Annotated in this window: 13 protein-coding genes; all 13 read left to right on the forward strand. The window is 73.0% G+C overall.

Features of this window, described 5'->3' with window-relative positions; all coding sequences use genetic code 11:
- The first annotated feature begins 6 nt into the window (after positions 1 to 6).
- The 13 genes from I5Q34_RS18770 (at position 7) to I5Q34_RS18825 (ending at position 15,652) form a co-directional block, all read left to right on the forward strand.
- Positions 7 to 1,542, forward strand: a complete 1,536-nt coding sequence (locus I5Q34_RS18770) for an anthranilate synthase component I (RefSeq protein ID WP_199893487.1) — start codon at positions 7 to 9, stop codon at positions 1,540 to 1,542.
- A 43-nt stretch (positions 1,543 to 1,585) separates the two neighbouring features.
- Complete coding sequence (locus I5Q34_RS18775; RefSeq protein WP_199893488.1) at positions 1,586 to 2,239, forward strand: TIGR02234 family membrane protein; 654 nt, start codon at positions 1,586 to 1,588, stop codon at positions 2,237 to 2,239.
- A gap of 121 nt (positions 2,240 to 2,360) precedes the next feature.
- The gene (locus I5Q34_RS18780; protein WP_234429138.1) at positions 2,361 to 2,606 is read left to right on the forward strand and encodes an HGxxPAAW family protein; all 246 of its coding nucleotides are present in this window, start codon (positions 2,361 to 2,363) and stop codon (positions 2,604 to 2,606) included.
- 91 nt (positions 2,607 to 2,697) lie between these two features.
- On the forward strand, positions 2,698 to 3,102 hold the full coding sequence (locus I5Q34_RS18785) for a DUF2752 domain-containing protein (RefSeq protein WP_199893489.1): 405 nt from the start codon (positions 2,698 to 2,700) through the stop codon (positions 3,100 to 3,102).
- A gap of 135 nt (positions 3,103 to 3,237) precedes the next feature.
- The gene (gene trpC, locus I5Q34_RS18790; protein ID WP_199893490.1) at positions 3,238 to 4,047 is read left to right on the forward strand and encodes an indole-3-glycerol phosphate synthase TrpC; all 810 of its coding nucleotides are present in this window, start codon (positions 3,238 to 3,240) and stop codon (positions 4,045 to 4,047) included.
- Positions 4,048 to 4,054: 7 nt separating this feature from the next.
- Positions 4,055 to 4,276: a tryptophan biosynthesis modulator TrpM gene (trpM, locus tag I5Q34_RS34810; protein WP_234429139.1), complete on the forward strand. Its 222-nt coding sequence runs from the start codon at positions 4,055 to 4,057 to the stop codon at positions 4,274 to 4,276.
- Positions 4,277 to 4,344: 68 nt separating this feature from the next.
- Positions 4,345 to 5,688 (forward strand): tryptophan synthase subunit beta, encoded by a 1,344-nt coding sequence (gene trpB / locus I5Q34_RS18795; protein ID WP_277965344.1) that lies wholly within the window; start codon positions 4,345 to 4,347, stop codon positions 5,686 to 5,688.
- Complete coding sequence (gene trpA / locus I5Q34_RS18800) at positions 5,685 to 6,512, forward strand: tryptophan synthase subunit alpha (RefSeq protein ID WP_199893491.1); 828 nt, start codon at positions 5,685 to 5,687, stop codon at positions 6,510 to 6,512. The genes trpB and trpA overlap by 4 nt, the downstream gene beginning before the upstream one ends.
- Before the next feature lie 79 nt (positions 6,513 to 6,591).
- Positions 6,592 to 7,374, forward strand: coding sequence for a thioredoxin domain-containing protein (locus tag I5Q34_RS18805; RefSeq protein ID WP_199893492.1), 783 nt, complete (start codon positions 6,592 to 6,594; stop codon positions 7,372 to 7,374).
- 93 nt (positions 7,375 to 7,467) lie between these two features.
- The gene (gene lgt / locus I5Q34_RS18810) at positions 7,468 to 8,349 is read left to right on the forward strand and encodes a prolipoprotein diacylglyceryl transferase (protein WP_199893493.1); all 882 of its coding nucleotides are present in this window, start codon (positions 7,468 to 7,470) and stop codon (positions 8,347 to 8,349) included.
- A 329-nt stretch (positions 8,350 to 8,678) separates the two neighbouring features.
- On the forward strand, positions 8,679 to 9,410 hold the full coding sequence (locus tag I5Q34_RS18815; RefSeq protein ID WP_199893494.1) for a VIT1/CCC1 transporter family protein: 732 nt from the start codon (positions 8,679 to 8,681) through the stop codon (positions 9,408 to 9,410).
- 250 nt (positions 9,411 to 9,660) lie between these two features.
- Positions 9,661 to 14,199, forward strand: a complete 4,539-nt coding sequence (gene gltB, locus I5Q34_RS18820; RefSeq protein ID WP_199893495.1) for a glutamate synthase large subunit — start codon at positions 9,661 to 9,663, stop codon at positions 14,197 to 14,199.
- Positions 14,192 to 15,652: a glutamate synthase subunit beta gene (locus I5Q34_RS18825; RefSeq protein WP_199893496.1), complete on the forward strand. Its 1,461-nt coding sequence runs from the start codon at positions 14,192 to 14,194 to the stop codon at positions 15,650 to 15,652. The genes gltB and I5Q34_RS18825 overlap by 8 nt, the downstream gene beginning before the upstream one ends.
- The last annotated feature ends 83 nt before the right edge of the window (positions 15,653 to 15,735 follow it).

Consider the following 15,735-nt stretch of genomic DNA (forward strand, 5'->3'; position numbering starts at 1 on the left):
GCTGCCATGGCTGCCACCACCGACGTCGTACCCGACGCCGCCACCTTCCGCGCCCTGGCCGAGGACCGCCGGGTCATCCCCGTCACCCGCCGCTTCCTCGCCGACGGGGACACCCCCGTCGGCCTCTACCGCAAGCTCGCCGCCGAGCGGCCCGGCACCTTCCTGCTGGAGTCCGCCGAGAACGGCCGCACCTGGTCCCGCTACTCCTTCATCGGCGTCCGCAGCGCCGCCACCCTCACCGTCCGCGACGGCGCCGCCCACTGGCTGGGCACCCCGCCCGTCGGCGTGCCCACCGACGGCGACCCGCTGAAGGCGCTGCGCGCCACCGTCGAGGCCCTGCACACCCCGCGCGACCTCATCGAGGGCGCCGGCCTGCCGCCCTTCACCGGCGGCATGGTCGGCTACCTCGGCTACGAGGTGGTGCGCCGGCTGGAGAAGATCGGCGAGCACTCCGGCGAGCGGGACGACCTCGGCCTGCCCGAGCTGACCATGCTGCTCACCTCGGACCTGGCCGTCCTCGACCACCGGGACGGCACCGTCCTGCTGATCGCCAACGCGATCAACCACAACGACCTGGCGACCGGCGTCGACGAGGCGTACGCGGACGCCGTCGCCCGCCTCGACGCCATGACCGCGGACCTGCACCGCCCCGTGCCCTCCCACCCCGCGCCGCTGCCCTCCGCCGAACTGCCGGAGTACACCCGCCACTGGGGCGGCCCCGGCTACATGGCCGCCGTCGAGGACATCAAGGAGCGCATCCGGGCCGGCGAGGCGTTCCAGGTGGTGCCCTCCCAGCGCTTCGAGACCCCCTGCGCCGCCTCCGCGCTGGACGTCTACCGGATGCTGCGCGCCACCAACCCGAGCCCCTACATGTACCTGCTGCGGTTCGACGGGTTCGACGTGGTCGGCTCCAGCCCGGAGGCCCTGGTCAAGGTCGAGGGCGGCCGGGCCATGGTGCACCCCATCGCCGGCACCCGGCCGCGCGGCGCCACCCCGCAGGCCGACGCCGCGCTCGCCGACGAACTGCTCGCCGACCCCAAGGAGCGCGCCGAGCACCTGATGCTCGTCGACCTCGGCCGCAACGACCTCGGCCGGGTCTGCGAACCCGGCAGCGTCGAGGTCGTCGACTTCATGTCGATCGAGCGCTACAGCCACGTCATGCACATCGTCTCCACCGTCACCGGCCGCGTCGCCCCCGGCCGCACCGCCTTCGACGTGCTCACCGCCTGCTTCCCGGCCGGCACCCTCTCCGGCGCCCCCAAGCCCCGCGCCATGCAGATCATCGAGGAGCTCGAACCCGCCCGCCGCGGCCTGTACGGCGGCTGCGTCGGCTACCTGGACTTCGCCGGGGACTCCGACACCGCCATCGCCATCCGCACCACCGTGCTGCGCGACGGCACCGCCCACGTCCAGGCCGGCGCGGGCGTCGTCGCCGACTCCGACCCGGTCGCCGAGGACGCCGAGTGCCGCAACAAGGCCGCCGCCGTACTGCGCGCCGTGCACGCCGCCCAGCGGCTCACCCGCCCGGGGGCACCGGCGTGACCCCGGCTGCGCGGCGCCCCGGGCGGCAGGGGATAGTGGAGGAGTGAGCGCAGCCGTACCCCACCCCCGTCCGCGGCCCGACGCGAAGCGCCCCGGCCGCAGTGCCCGGCGCAGCGTCGGCGTCGCGCTGTTCCTCACCGTCGCCGGTGCCGCGCTCGTCCTGCTCGCGGGCGGACGCGCCTGGCTCACGGGCAGCGCCGCGAACGCGCGGAACGCCACCGTCGAGCACGTCACCGGCCAGGACGTCAGCGGCGTGCCCGGCGCCCTGGCCCTCGTCGGCCTCGCGGCGCTCGTCGCCGTCTTCGCGGTGCGCGGCGCCGCGCGGACGGTCGTCGCCGCCCTGCTGACCCTGTGCGGCGCGGGCACCGCCGTGATGTGCCTGCGGGGCCGCGGGGACACCGCCACCCTGGAGGAGAAGGCGTCCCGCTCCACCGGCCTGGCGAGCACCGCCGTCGAGCACGTCACCCACAGCTCCTGGCCGTGGGTGTCGCTCGCCGGCGGCGTGCTGATCCTGCTCGCCGGACTGCTCGCGCTGCGGTACGGCCGGCACTGGCCCGCGATGTCCGGCCGGTACGAGCGCGACGGCACCCCGCGCCCGCGCCGTGCCCGCAAGCCGGCGGACCCGGAGCGGCCCGAGGAGCTGTGGAAGGCGTTCGACCGGGGCGAGGACCCCACCGGCGAGACCTCGCCCCGCTAGACCGGGCGGGGACACGACCACCCCACGTCGAGACGGTCACGGGCCGTCAGGGACAATGACCGCGAGGGTCACGCGCCCGCGGGCGCGACTCAGCGAGCCCCATACAACGAGGAGTCACATCATGTCGGGCAGCGCCCAGCACGTCGACATCATCCCCCGGGCCCACCACGGGAAGACCCCGGCCGCCTGGACCGGCGTCGTCATCGCCTTCATCGGCTTCTGCGTGGCCAGCGTCTTCTGCGTGATGGCCAAGCCGGTCGGCTTCTGGGCCGGCGTCGGCCTGTGCCTCCTCGCCGCGGTCGTCGGCGGGATCATGAGCATGATGGGCATGGGCTCGCGTCCCCCGCGCTCGGAGACCAAGGGCTGAGCACCCGGCCCGGCCCTCTCCGACGGCGCGGCCCCGGCCCGTACGGGCGCCCGGGGCTGCGCCGTCGCGCTTCCCGGCCCAGAATCGCGGTGTGAGGCAAGCAGCCCCCCGCCTTGCCGCGCCCCTGGGCGTGGCCGCCCTGCTCGGCGCGGCCGCGGCCCTGGTCGCGGCCGTGGACCCGCACGAGCCCGGCCACTACCCCGCCTGCCCCCTGCTGCGGTGGACCGGGGTGCTCTGCCCCGGCTGCGGCGGGCTGCGCGGGCTGCACGCGCTGCTCCACGGCGACCTGGCCGCCGCCCTGCACGCCAACGCCCTGGCGGTCGCCGGGTACGCCGCCTTCGTCCCGCTCTGGACGGTCTGGTGCGTCCGTGCGGCGCGCCACGGCGGCGGGATGCCCGTCGGGGCGCTCACCCGGCGCCGGTGGGCGCTCGCGGCCCTGGTGCTGGCCTTCACGGTGGTGCGCAACCTGCCGTGCGGTGCGGTTCTGGCGCCCTAGGCCCCCTGGGAAACAGGGGCTCCGGCGACCGGATGCGCGACCTCTGCCCACGGCCAAGTACCATCGCAGTGTGCTGGTGGGGTGAGTACGAGCCGCATCAGCGAGGACCACCGAGCCCGGAAGGGGGCCGCTCGCGTGAGTGTGCTCGACGAGATCATCGACGGAGTCCGTGCCGACCTCGCGGAGCGGCAGGCGCGCGTCAGCCTCGACGAGCTCAAGGAGCGCGCGGCGAAGGCACCGCAGGCCAAGGACGGCGCCGCCGCCCTGCGCGGCGAGAACGTCTCGGTGATCTGCGAGGTCAAGCGCTCCAGCCCGTCCAAGGGTGCGCTGGCCGCCATCGCCGATCCCGCGGGGCTCGCCGCCGACTACGAGGCGGGCGGCGCGTCCGTCATCAGCGTGCTGACCGAGCAGCGGCGCTTCGGCGGCTCGCTCGCCGACCTGGAGGCCGTCCGCGCCCGGGTCGACATCCCCATCCTCCGCAAGGACTTCATCGTCACCGCCTACCAGCTGTGGGAGGCCCGGGCCTACGGCGCCGACCTCGCCCTGCTGATCGTCGCCGCGCTGGAGCAGGAGGCGCTGGTCTCCCTGATCGAGCGCGCCGAGTCCATCGGGCTCACCCCGCTGGTCGAGGTGCACGACGAGGACGAGGCCGAGCGGGCGGTCGCCGCCGGGGCCCGGGTCATCGGCGTCAACGCGCGCAACCTCAAGACCCTGGAGGTCGACCGGGGCACCTTCGCCCGGGTCGCCCCGGAGATCCCCGAGGGCATCGTCAAGATCGCCGAGTCCGGGATCCGCGGCCCGCACGACCTCATCGCCTACGCCAACGACGGGGCCGACGCGGTCCTGGTCGGCGAGTCCCTGGTGACCGGCCGCGACCCCAAGGGCGCCGTGGCCGACCTGGTCGCCGCGGGCGCCCACCCGGCGCTGCGGCACGGGCGGGGCTGAGACCCGCATGAGCCACCGCCGCGTCCGCCGCACGGCGCCGGGTCACCGCCCGGCGCTCGTCGCGGTGCCCGCGGTTGGTGAGGCGTACGCGGGTCTGGCCCGCGGGTGCCGTCCGCGCGGCTGCCGCGCTCCCGCGCGGCGCGTGCGGGGCCGTCGCGTGCGGTACCACATCGGGTGCGAGCCCGGGCAGATCAACGGGATGCGATGGCGCGGCGGCGTCACGCCGTAGCCGTCACCGCTTGCCGGGTGCGGCGCGTCCGCGCCCGCCCGTCGCTCTTCCCGTCACAGGAGTCCCACGTGCCTTCTGAGTTCTTCCTTCCCGACCCCGAGGGTCAAGTCCCCACCGCCGCCGGCTACTTCGGTTCCTTCGGCGGCAAGTTCATCCCCGAGGCGCTGGTCGCCGCCGTCGACGAGGTCGCCGCCGAGTACGAGAAGGCCAAGGCCGACCCGTCCTTCGCCGCCGAGCTCGACGACCTCATGGTCAACTACACCGGGCGTCCCAGCGCGCTCACCGAGGTGCCGCGCTTCGCCGAACACGCCGGCGGCGCCCGGGTGTTCCTCAAGCGCGAGGACCTCAACCACACCGGCTCCCACAAGATCAACAACGTGCTGGGCCAGGCCCTGCTCACCAAGCGGATGGGCAAGACCCGCGTCATCGCCGAGACCGGCGCCGGCCAGCACGGCGTCGCCACCGCCACCGCCTGCGCCCTCTTCGGCCTCGAATGCACCATCTACATGGGCGAGGTCGACACCGAGCGCCAGGCGCTCAACGTCGCCCGGATGCGGATGCTCGGCGCCGAGGTCATCGCCGTGAAGTCCGGCAGCCGCACCCTCAAGGACGCCATCAACGAGGCGTTCCGCGACTGGGTCGCCAACGTCGACCGCACCCACTACCTCTTCGGCACCGTCGCCGGGCCGCACCCCTTCCCGGCGATGGTCCGCGACTTCCACCGGGTCATCGGCGTCGAGGCCCGCAGGCAGATCCTCGAGCGCGCCGGCCGGCTCCCGGACGCCGCGCTGGCCTGCGTCGGCGGCGGCTCCAACGCCATCGGCCTCTTCCACGCCTTCCTCCCCGACGCCGGCGTCCGCCTCATCGGCTGCGAGCCCGGCGGGCACGGCGTGGAGACCGGCGAGCACGCGGCCACCCTCACCGAGGGCACGCCGGGCATCCTGCACGGCTCGCGCTCCTACGTGCTCCAGGACGAGGACGGCCAGATCACCGAGCCGTACTCGATCTCGGCGGGCCTGGACTACCCCGGCATCGGCCCCGAGCACTCCTACCTCAAGGACACCGGACGCGCCGAGTACCGGGCCGTCACCGACGACGCGGCCATGCAGGCGCTGCGCCTGCTGTCGCGCACCGAGGGCATCATCCCCGCCATCGAGAGCGCGCACGCGCTCGCCGGCGCGCTGGAGGCCGGCCGCCAACTGGGCCCCGACGGCCTGCTGTTGGTCAACCTCTCCGGACGCGGCGACAAGGACATGGACACGGCGGCCCGTTACTTCGGGCTCTACGACCCGGAGCAACGCAGCCGAGACGTAGCGGAGGCTGGGGGTGCCGAGGGAGGAACGACCGAGGCGCACCCGGCCGCAGCGGAGTCGAGGCGGAGTGCGACCAAGAATGAGGGGGCGGCCAAGTGAGCGGGAACATCGGGCTGTTGAGCGACGTCCTGGCCAAGGCCAAGGCGGAGGACCGCGCCGCGCTCGTCGGCTACCTGCCGGCCGGCTTCCCCTCCGTGGACGGCGGCGTCCGGGCCATGACCGCCATGATCGAGGGCGGCTGCGACATCGTCGAGGTGGGCCTGCCGCACAGCGACCCCGTCCTCGACGGGCCGGTCATCCAGACCGCCGACGACATCGCCCTGCGCGGCGGTGTGCGGATCGCCGACGTGATCCGCACGGTCGGCGAGGTGCACCGGGCCACCGGCGCGCCGATCCTGTGCATGACCTACTGGAACCCGGTCGACCGCTACGGCGCCGAGCGGTTCGCCGCCGGCCTCGCCGCGGCCGGGGGAGCGGGCTGCATCCTGCCCGACCTGCCGGTCGAGGAGTCCGACGCCTGGCGCGAGGCCGCCGAACAGCACGGCCTGGCCACGGTGTTCGTCGTCGCGCCGAGCAGCCGCGACGAGCGGCTCGCCAGGATCACGGCGGCCGGCTCCGGCTTCGTCTACGCGGCCTCGCTCATGGGCGTCACCGGCACCCGGGAGTCCGTCGGCCGCGAGGCCCAGGACCTGGTGCGCCGCACCCGCGCGGTGACCGGCCTGCCGGTCTGCGTGGGCCTGGGCGTCTCCGACGCCACGCAGGCCGCCGAGGTCGCCGGCTTCGCCGACGGCGTCATCGTCGGCTCCGCCTTCGTCAAGCGGCTGCTGGACGCACCCGACGAGGAGGCGGGCCTGGCCGCCGTACGGGCCCTCGCGGGGGACCTCGCGGCGGGCGTGCGACGAGGCGGGCGGCGACGCGGGTAACGCGACGCGGGTAACCCGTTCGAAGGAACCTGCGACCGGGGGTGCGCTGGGCCGTGCCCCCGGTTCGTTGTACGGGGACGTGAGCCAGAAGAACAGCGACGGAAAGCGCACCGCCCGCGAGCGGCTGCAGGAACAGCGCCTCAAGGACGAGGCCCGGGACAAACGCAGGCGGGGCATGATCGCGGGCGTGGTGGTGCTCGCGGTACTGGGCGCCGGCGCGGGCGTCGCGGCGCTGGTCGCGGGCTCGGGCGAGAAGAAGGAGGAGGCCGCCGGTCCGGCGGTGCCGCCCCAGGGCGTCCTCGGCAAGGACGGCTCGACCATCCCGGTGGGCAAGCGGGCCGCCAAGGCGACCCTCACGGTCTACGAGGACTTCCGCTGCCCGGCGTGCGCCCTGTTCGAGAACGCGTACCGCGAGACGATCCACGACCTCGAGGACGAGGGCAGGCTCCGCACCGAGTACCACATCGTTACGCTCATCGACAAGAACCTGGGCGGCAAGGGCTCCCTCGCCGCGGCCAACGCGGCCGCCTGCGCGCAGGACACCGGCAAGTTCTCCGCGTACCACGATGTGCTCTACAAGAACCAGCCGCCGGAGACGAACGACGCCTTCGCCTCCACGTCCCGCCTGTACGAACTGGCCGGCCAGGTCCCCGGGCTGAACACCCCCGGCTTCCAGAAGTGCGTGGACGACGGCACCCACGAGAGCTGGGTCAAGCAGAACCACGAGGCGTTCCGCAAGCTCAAGCTCAAGGCCACGCCTACCGTCCTGCTCAACGGCAAGAGCATCTACGGCGATCCCGCCCATCCGCTGACCTCGGCGAAGCTGCGGGAAATGACGGTCGCGGCGGCGAAGGAGCGCTGATCCCTCCCGTCGCGCCTGTTACGCCCGTTACGCAGCCGTTGTCACGGGTGGGTTGTCGCGTACGCGGCCCGGCAGGGTAGCGTCGGTGGTGCCATGAATCTCGCATACATCCCCAGCCCGTCGACCGGTGTCCTCCACCTGGGCCCGATCCCGCTGCGCGGCTACGCGTTCTGCATCATCATCGGCGTCTTCGCCGCCGTCTGGCTCGGCAACCGACGCTGGATCGCGCGCGGCGGCCGGGCCGGGACCGTCGCCGACATCGCCGTCTGGGCCGTGCCCTTCGGCCTGGTCGGCGGCCGGCTCTACCACGTGATCACCGACTACGAGCTGTACTTCGGTGAGGGCCGGAACTGGGTCGACTCCTTCAAGATCTGGGAGGGCGGCCTCGGCATCTGGGGCGCGGTCGCGCTGGGCGCGGTCGGCGCGTGGATCGGCTGCCGCCGCCGGGGCATCCCGCTGCCGGCCTGGGCCGACGCGGTGGCCCCCGGCCTCGCCGTCGCGCAGGCGATCGGCCGCTGGGGCAACTGGTTCAACCAGGAGCTCTACGGCAAGCGGACGGACGTGCCGTGGGCGCTGAAGATCGACGCCGACCCCGCGATCGGGCGGGTGGCCGGGACGTACCACCCGACCTTCCTGTACGAGTCGCTGTGGTGCCTGGGCGTCGCGGCCCTGGTGATCTGGGCGGACCGCCGGTTCAAGCTGGGGCACGGGCGGGCGTTCGCGCTGTACGTGGCGGCGTACACGGTGGGGCGCTTCTGGACGGAGTATCTGCGGGTGGACGAGGCGCATCATGTGCTGGGGCTGCGGTTGAACGGGTGGACGTCGATTCTGGTGTTCGTGGCGGCGGTGGCGTACATCGTGGTTTCCTCGCGGAAGGTTCCAGGGCGGGAGGCGGTTGTGGAGCCGGGGGCTGCCGAGGACGGTGGGTCGTCGGACGCGTCGTCGTCGGGGGCGGAGCCCAAGCCGGCTGAGTAGCCGGTGGGTTTGTGCTCCGGACCCCGCATCGTCCTTCGGGCGCTGTCCTCAAACGCCGGACGGGCTGAACAATCAGCCCGTCCGGCGTTTGAGGACGAACGCGGCGCAGCCGCGTTGCCCCGCGCGGGCGTTTGAGGACGAACGCGGCGCAGCCGCGTTGCCCCGCGCGGAGCGCGCGAGAAACGGTGAAAGGGCGGGGCTGGGGCAAACCCCCTGGTCAGCGCGGTAAGTTCGGCCTTCCTTGCTAGCGGATCACCCGCATTCGTGCGTACCTTCGACTCAGCAGAGCCCCACCGGGGCACCCCTGCCCGAAGGAGCACGCGAACACCATGGCTGTCCTCGACAACGCCGCGGCCACACACATCGCCCACCGCGACAACCACACGCACCGTGACGTCAACGGCGGCTGGCTCCGCCCCGCCGTCTTCGGGGCGATGGACGGCCTGGTCTCCAACCTCGCCCTTCTCACCGGCGTCGCCGGTGGTGACGTGTCCTCCCGGACGATGATGATCACCGGCCTCGCCGGCCTCGCCGCGGGCGCGTTCTCGATGGCCGTCGGCGAGTACACCTCCGTCGCCTCGCAGCGCGAACTCGTCCTCGCCGAGCTGGACGTGGAGCGCCGCGAGCTGCGCAGGCACCCCGCGGACGAGCAGGAGGAGCTGGCCGAGCTCTACGTCTCGCGCGGCGTGGAGCCCGCCCTCGCGGCGGAGGTCGCCCGGCAGCTGTCCCGCGACCCGGAGCAGGCGCTGGAGATCCACGCCCGCGAGGAGCTGGGCATAGACCCCTCCGACCTGCCGTCGCCGATGACCGCCGCCCTCGCCTCGTTCGGCTCGTTCGCGCTGGGCGCCCTGCTGCCCGTGCTGCCCTACCTGCTGGGCGCCACGGTGCTGTGGCCGGCCGTGCTGCTGGCGCTGCTGGGGCTGTTCGCCTGCGGTGCCGTCGTCGCCCGGGTGACGGCCCGGTCGTGGTGGTTCAGCGGGCTGCGCCAGCTGCTGCTCGGCGGGGCCGCCGCGGGGGTCACTTATCTGCTGGGTCTTGCGTTCGGCACCGCCGTCGGGTGATGCTTTTGCGGGGCACCGCATAACGCGCAGGTTTCGGCCCTGTTTCAACCCTCCGCCGACAGGGCACATTTATACGAACCCTGTTCGGCAGGGTGATTCCACCGTGAATCCATCCCAGATGTCCGCATAGTGGGATCTGCCTTCCGCATCGCGGGAGCCGGTGTGTAACCTGCACGAAATTTCGCGGAGGGCCAGCGTCGTCCCTCGGCACATGCACGGCATGACTGCCAAGACGACGACGGGAGCGCCGATGCGTTCTGCATCCCACCCCGCCCCGCAGGGGATGTACGACCCTCGCCACGAGCACGACGCCTGTGGCGTCGGGTTCGTCGCGACACTCACCGGCGAGGCGAGCCACGCGCTGGTGGACCGGGCGCTCACCGTCCTGCGCAACCTGGAGCACCGCGGTGCGACCGGCTCCGAGCCCGACTCGGGTGACGGCGCCGGCATCCTCGTCCAGGTCCCGGACGCGTTCCTGCGCGAGGCCGTGGACTTCGAGCTGCCGGAGCGGGGCGCGTACGCGGTCGGCATCGCGTTCCTCGCGGCGGACGGGGACGTCCCGTCCGTCGAGACGATCGCCGCCGAGGAGGGCCTCACCGTCCTCGGCTGGCGTGCCGTCCCCGTCGCCCCCGAACTGCTGGGCAGCTCCGCCCGGGCCACGATGCCGGAGTTCCGGCAGCTGTTCGTGGCGGACGAGGACGGGGAGAGCACCGGCATCGCGCTCGACCGCAAGGCGTTCGCGCTGCGCAAGCGTGCCGAGCGCGAGGCCGGCGTCTACTTCCCGTCGCTGTCCTCCCGCACGATCGTCTACAAGGGCATGCTGACCACCGGCCAGCTGGAGCCCTTCTTCCCGGACCTCTCCGACCGCCGCTTCGCCACGGCCGTCGCCCTGGTCCACTCCCGCTTCTCCACCAACACCTTCCCGAGCTGGCCGCTCGCCCACCCGTACCGCTTCGTGGCGCACAACGGCGAGATCAACACCGTGGGCGGCAACCGCAATTGGATGCGGGCGCGGGAGTCGCAGCTCGCCAGCGGTCTGTTCGGCGACGCGCCGCTGGAGCGGACCTTCCCGGTCTGCACCCCCGACGCGTCCGACTCCGCCTCCTTCGACGAGGTCCTCGAACTCCTGCACCTGGGCGGCCGTTCGCTGCCGCACAGCGTGCTGATGATGATCCCCGAGGCCTGGGAGAACCACGCCTCCATGGATCCGGCGCGGCGCGCCTTCTACCAGTACCACTCCACGCTGATGGAGCCCTGGGACGGCCCGGCCTGTGTCACCTTCACCGACGGCACCCTCGTCGGTGCCGTTCTCGACCGCAACGGTCTGCGGCCCGGCCGGTACTGGGTGACCGACGACGGGCTGGTCGTCCTCTCCTCCGAGGTCGGCGTCCTCGACATCGACCCGGCGAAGGTCGTCCGCAAGGGCCGCCTCCAGCCGGGGAAGATGTTCCTGGTCGACACCGCCGGGCACCGCATCATCGAGGACGACGAGGTCAAGGCGTCCCTCGCCGCCGAACAGCCCTACCGGGAGTGGCTGGAGGCCGGGCTGATCGACCTGGAGGACCTGCCCGAGCGCGAGCACATCGTGCACACCCACGCCTCGGTCACCCGCCGCCAGCAGACCTTCGGCTACACCGAGGAGGAGCTGCGCGTCGTCCTCGCGCCGATGGCCGCGTCCGGCGCGGAGCCGATCGGTTCGATGGGCACGGACTCGCCCATCGCCGCGCTCTCCGAGCGGCCCCGGCTGCTCTTCGACTACTTCACCCAGCTCTTCGCGCAGGTCACCAACCCGCCGCTGGACGCCATCCGGGAGGAGCTGGTCACCTCCCTGGTCTCCTCGCTCGGCCCGCAGGGCAACCTGCTGGAGCCGACGGCGGCCTCCTGCCGCAGTGTCACCCTGCCGTTCCCCGTTATCGACAACGACGAGCTGGCCAAGCTCATCCACATCAACGCCGACGGCGACCTGCCCGGCCTCAAGGCCGTCACGCTCTCCGGCCTCTACCGGGTCTCCGGCGGCGGCGCCGCGCTGGCCGCCCGGCTGGACGCGATGTGCGCCGAGGCCGACGCGGCCATCGCGGACGGCGCCCGGCTGATCGTCCTCTCCGACCGGCACTCGGACGCCGAACACGCCCCGGTCCCCTCGCTGTTGCTCACCTCGGCGATCCACCACCACCTCATCCGCACCAAGCAGCGCACCCAGGTGGGCCTGCTGGTCGAGGCCGGCGACGTCCGCGAGGTGCACCACGTCGCGCTGCTCATCGGCTACGGCGCCGCGGCCGTCAACCCGTACCTGGCGATGGAGTCCGTCGAGGACCTCGTCCGCGCCGGGACGTTCCTGCCGGACACCGAGCCCGAGCAGGCGATCCGCAACCTGATCAAGGCGCTCGGCAAGGGCGTGCTCAAGGTGATGTCCAAGATGGGCATCTCCACCGTCGCCTCCTACCGCGGCGCCCAGGTCTTCGAGGCCGTCGGCCTCGACGCCTCCTTCGTGGACACCTACTTCCACGGCACCACCACCAAGATCGGCGGCATCGGCCTGGAGGCCGTCGCGCGGGAGGTCGCCGCCCGGCACGCCAAGGCGTACCCGGCCACCGGCATCCCCGCCAGCCACCGCAGGCTGGAGATCGGCGGCGAGTACCAGTGGCGCCGCGAGGGCGAGCCGCACCTGTTCGACCCCGACACCGTCTTCCGGCTCCAGCACGCCACGCGCGAGCGGCGCTACGACATCTTCCAGCAGTACACCCGGCGCGTGAACGAGCAGTCCGCGCGGCTGATGACGCTGCGCGGCCTGTTCACGTTCGACAGCGACCGCGAGCCCGTCCCGCTGGACGAGGTCGAGCCGGTCGCCGAGATCGTCAAGCGGTTCTCCACCGGCGCCATGTCGTACGGCTCCATCTCCCGCGAGGCCCACGAGACGCTCGCCGTCGCCATGAACCGGCTGGGCGGCAAGTCCAACACCGGCGAGGGCGGCGAGGACCCGGAGCGGCTGTACGACCCGGCGCGCCGCTCCGGCATCAAGCAGGTGGCGTCCGGACGCTTCGGCGTCACCAGCGAGTACCTCGTCAACGCCGACGACATCCAGATCAAGATGGCCCAGGGCGCCAAGCCCGGCGAGGGCGGCCAGCTGCCCGGCCACAAGGTCTACCCGTGGGTGGCGAAGACCCGGCACTCGACGCCCGGCGTGGGGCTCATCTCCCCGCCGCCGCACCACGACATCTACTCCATCGAGGATCTGGCGCAGCTGATCCACGACCTCAAGAACGCCAACCCCGCCGCCCGCATCCACGTGAAGCTGGTCTCCGAGGTCGGTGTCGGCACGGTCGCGGCCGGCGTCTCCAAGGCGCACGCGGACGTCGTCCTGATCTCCGGGCACGACGGCGGCACCGGCGCCTCGCCGCTCACCTCGCTCAAGCACGCGGGCGGCCCCTGGGAGCTGGGCCTGGCCGAGACCCAGCAGACGCTGCTGCTCAACGGGTTGCGCGACCGCATCGTCGTCCAGGCCGACGGCCAGCTCAAGACCGGCCGCGACGTGCTGATCGCCGCGCTGCTCGGCGCCGAGGAGTTCGGGTTCGCGACCGCGCCGCTCGTCGTCTCCGGCTGCGTCATGATGCGCGTCTGCCATCTGGACACCTGCCCGGTCGGCATCGCCACCCAGAATCCCGTGCTGCGCGAGCGGTTCGCCGGCAAGGCCGAATTCGTGGTGAACTTCTTCGAGTTCATCGCGCAGGAGGTCCGCGAGCTCCTCGCCGGGCTGGGCTTCCGCAGCCTCCAGGAGGCCGTCGGGCACGCCGAACTCCTGGACGTCGAGCGGGCCGTGGGCCACTGGAAGGCCCAGGGCCTGGACCTGGCGCCGCTGTTCCACGTCCCGGACCTGCCCGCCGGCGCCGTCCGCCACCACACCGTCGCCCAGGACCACGGCCTGGCCAAGGCGCTCGACAACCAGCTGATCAAGCTGGCCGCCGACGCGCTCGACACGGTCGGCGCCGAGGAGCCCCAGCCCGTCCGCGCCCAGGTGCCGATCCGCAACATCAACCGGACCGTCGGCACCATGCTCGGCCACGAGGTGACCCGGAAGTTCGGCGGCGCCGGACTGCCGGACGACACGATCGACATCACCTTCACCGGCTCCGCGGGCCAGTCCTTCGGCGCCTTCCTGCCGCGCGGCGTCACCCTGCGGCTGGAGGGCGACGCCAACGACTACGTCGGCAAGGGCCTGTCCGGCGGCCGGATCGTCGTCCGCCCCGACCGGGCCGCCGACCACCTCGCCGAGTACTCCACCATCGCCGGCAACACGCTGGCGTACGGGGCCACCGGCGGCGAGATGTTCCTGCGCGGCAGCGTCGGCGAGCGGTTCTGCGTCCGCAACTCCGGGGCCACCGTCGTCTGTGAGGGCGCCGGCGACCACGGCTGCGAGTACATGACCGGCGGCCGTGCCGTCGTCCTGGGCCCGACCGGGCGCAACTTCGCGGCCGGCATGTCCGGCGGTGCCGCGTACGTCGTCGACCTGGATCCGCGCAACGTCAACAGGGAACTGGCCGGTGCCGTCGAGCCGCTCGACGACGCCGACCGGCGGTGGCTGCACGGCGTGGTGCGCCGCCACCACGAGGAGACCGCCTCCACCGTCGCGGCGGCCCTCCTCGCCGGCTGGGACGCGGCCGCGGACCGCTTCCGCAAGGTCCTCCCGGCCACGTACAAGGCAGTGCTCGCCGCCAAGGACGCCGCCGAGCGAGCCGGTCTCTCCGAGACCGAGACCCACGAGAAGATGATGGAGGCGGCGACCCATGGCTGACCCGAAGGGCTTCCTGACCACCGGCCGCGAGGTCGCCCGCTCCCGCCCGGTCGCCGAGCGCGTCCGCGACTGGAACGAGGTGGCCGTCCCGGGCGCGCTGCTGCCGATCATCGGCAAGCAGGCCGGACGCTGCATGGACTGCGGCATCCCGTTCTGCCACAACGGCTGCCCGCTGGGGAACCTCATCCCCGAGTGGAACGACTACGCGTACCGGGAGGACTGGCGGGCCGCCAGCGAGCGGCTGCACGCGACCAACAACTTCCCCGAGTTCACCGGGCGGCTGTGCCCGGCGCCCTGCGAGTCGGCGTGCGTGCTGGGCATCAACCAGCAGCCGGTCACCATCAAGAACGTCGAGGTCACCATCGTCGACAAGGCGTGGGCGGCCGGTGACGTCACCCCGCAGCCGCCCGAGCGGCTCTCCGGCCGGACCGTCGCCGTCATCGGCTCCGGCCCGGCCGGCCTGGCCGCCGCCCAGCAACTGACCCGGGCCGGCCACACCGTCGCGGTGTACGAGCGGGCCGACCGCATCGGCGGCCTGCTGCGGTACGGCATCCCCGAGTTCAAGATGGAGAAGCGGCACATCAACCGGCGCATCGAGCAGATGCGGGCGGAGGGCACGAAGTTCCGCACCGAGGTGGAGATCGGCCGCGACATCGACGCGGCGAAGCTGCGCGGGCGGTACGACGCGGTGGTCATCGCGGCGGGCGCCACGACCTCCCGTGACCTCCCGGTCCCCGGCCGGGAGCTGAAGGGCGTCCACTTCGCGATGGAGTACCTGCCCGTCGCCAACAAGGTGCAGGAGGGCGACTACGTCGCGCCCACCATCACCGCCGAGGGCAAGCACGTCGTCGTCATCGGCGGCGGCGACACCGGCGCCGACTGCGTCGGCACGGCGCACCGGCAGGGCGCCCTGTCCGTCACCCAGCTGGAGATCATGCCGAGGCCGTCCGACGCGCGCCCGGCGGGGCAGCCCTGGCCGACCTTCCCCCTCCTCTACAAGGTCACCTCCGCCCACGAGGAGGGCGGCGAGCGCGTCTACTCCGTCTCCACGACCCGCTTCGAGGGCGACGAGGACGGCAACGTGCAGTGGCTGCACCTGGCCGAGGTGGAGTTCGCCGGCGGCAAGCTCGAACAGAAGCCGGGCACCGAGCGCCGCATCCCGGCCCAACTGGTCACCCTGGCCATGGGCTTCACGGGTACGGACCGGGCGAACGGCCTGGTCGAGCAGCTCGGGCTGGAGCTGGACGAGCGCGGCAACGTCGCGCGGGACGCGGACTTCGCGACCAACGTCCCGGGCGTCTTCGTCGCGGGCGACGCGGGCCGCGGCCAGTCGCTGATCGTCTGGGCCATCGCGGAGGGCCGCTCGGCGGCCCGGGCCGTGGACCGCCACCTGACCGGCAGCAGCACCCTGCCCGCACCGATCCGGCCGACGGACCGGGCGCTGACGGTGTGATCACGCCATGTCGGCCCGCGCGTACAACTCCGGCGCGGGCTCGGCAGTCCACCGCATGTACGTGAACTCTTCGTCCTGTGGAA

Origin of the sequence: Streptomyces sp. AV19 (genome assembly GCF_015999245.1) — a bacterium.
In the GTDB taxonomy this organism is placed as follows: Bacteria; Actinomycetota; Actinomycetes; order Streptomycetales; family Streptomycetaceae; genus Streptomyces.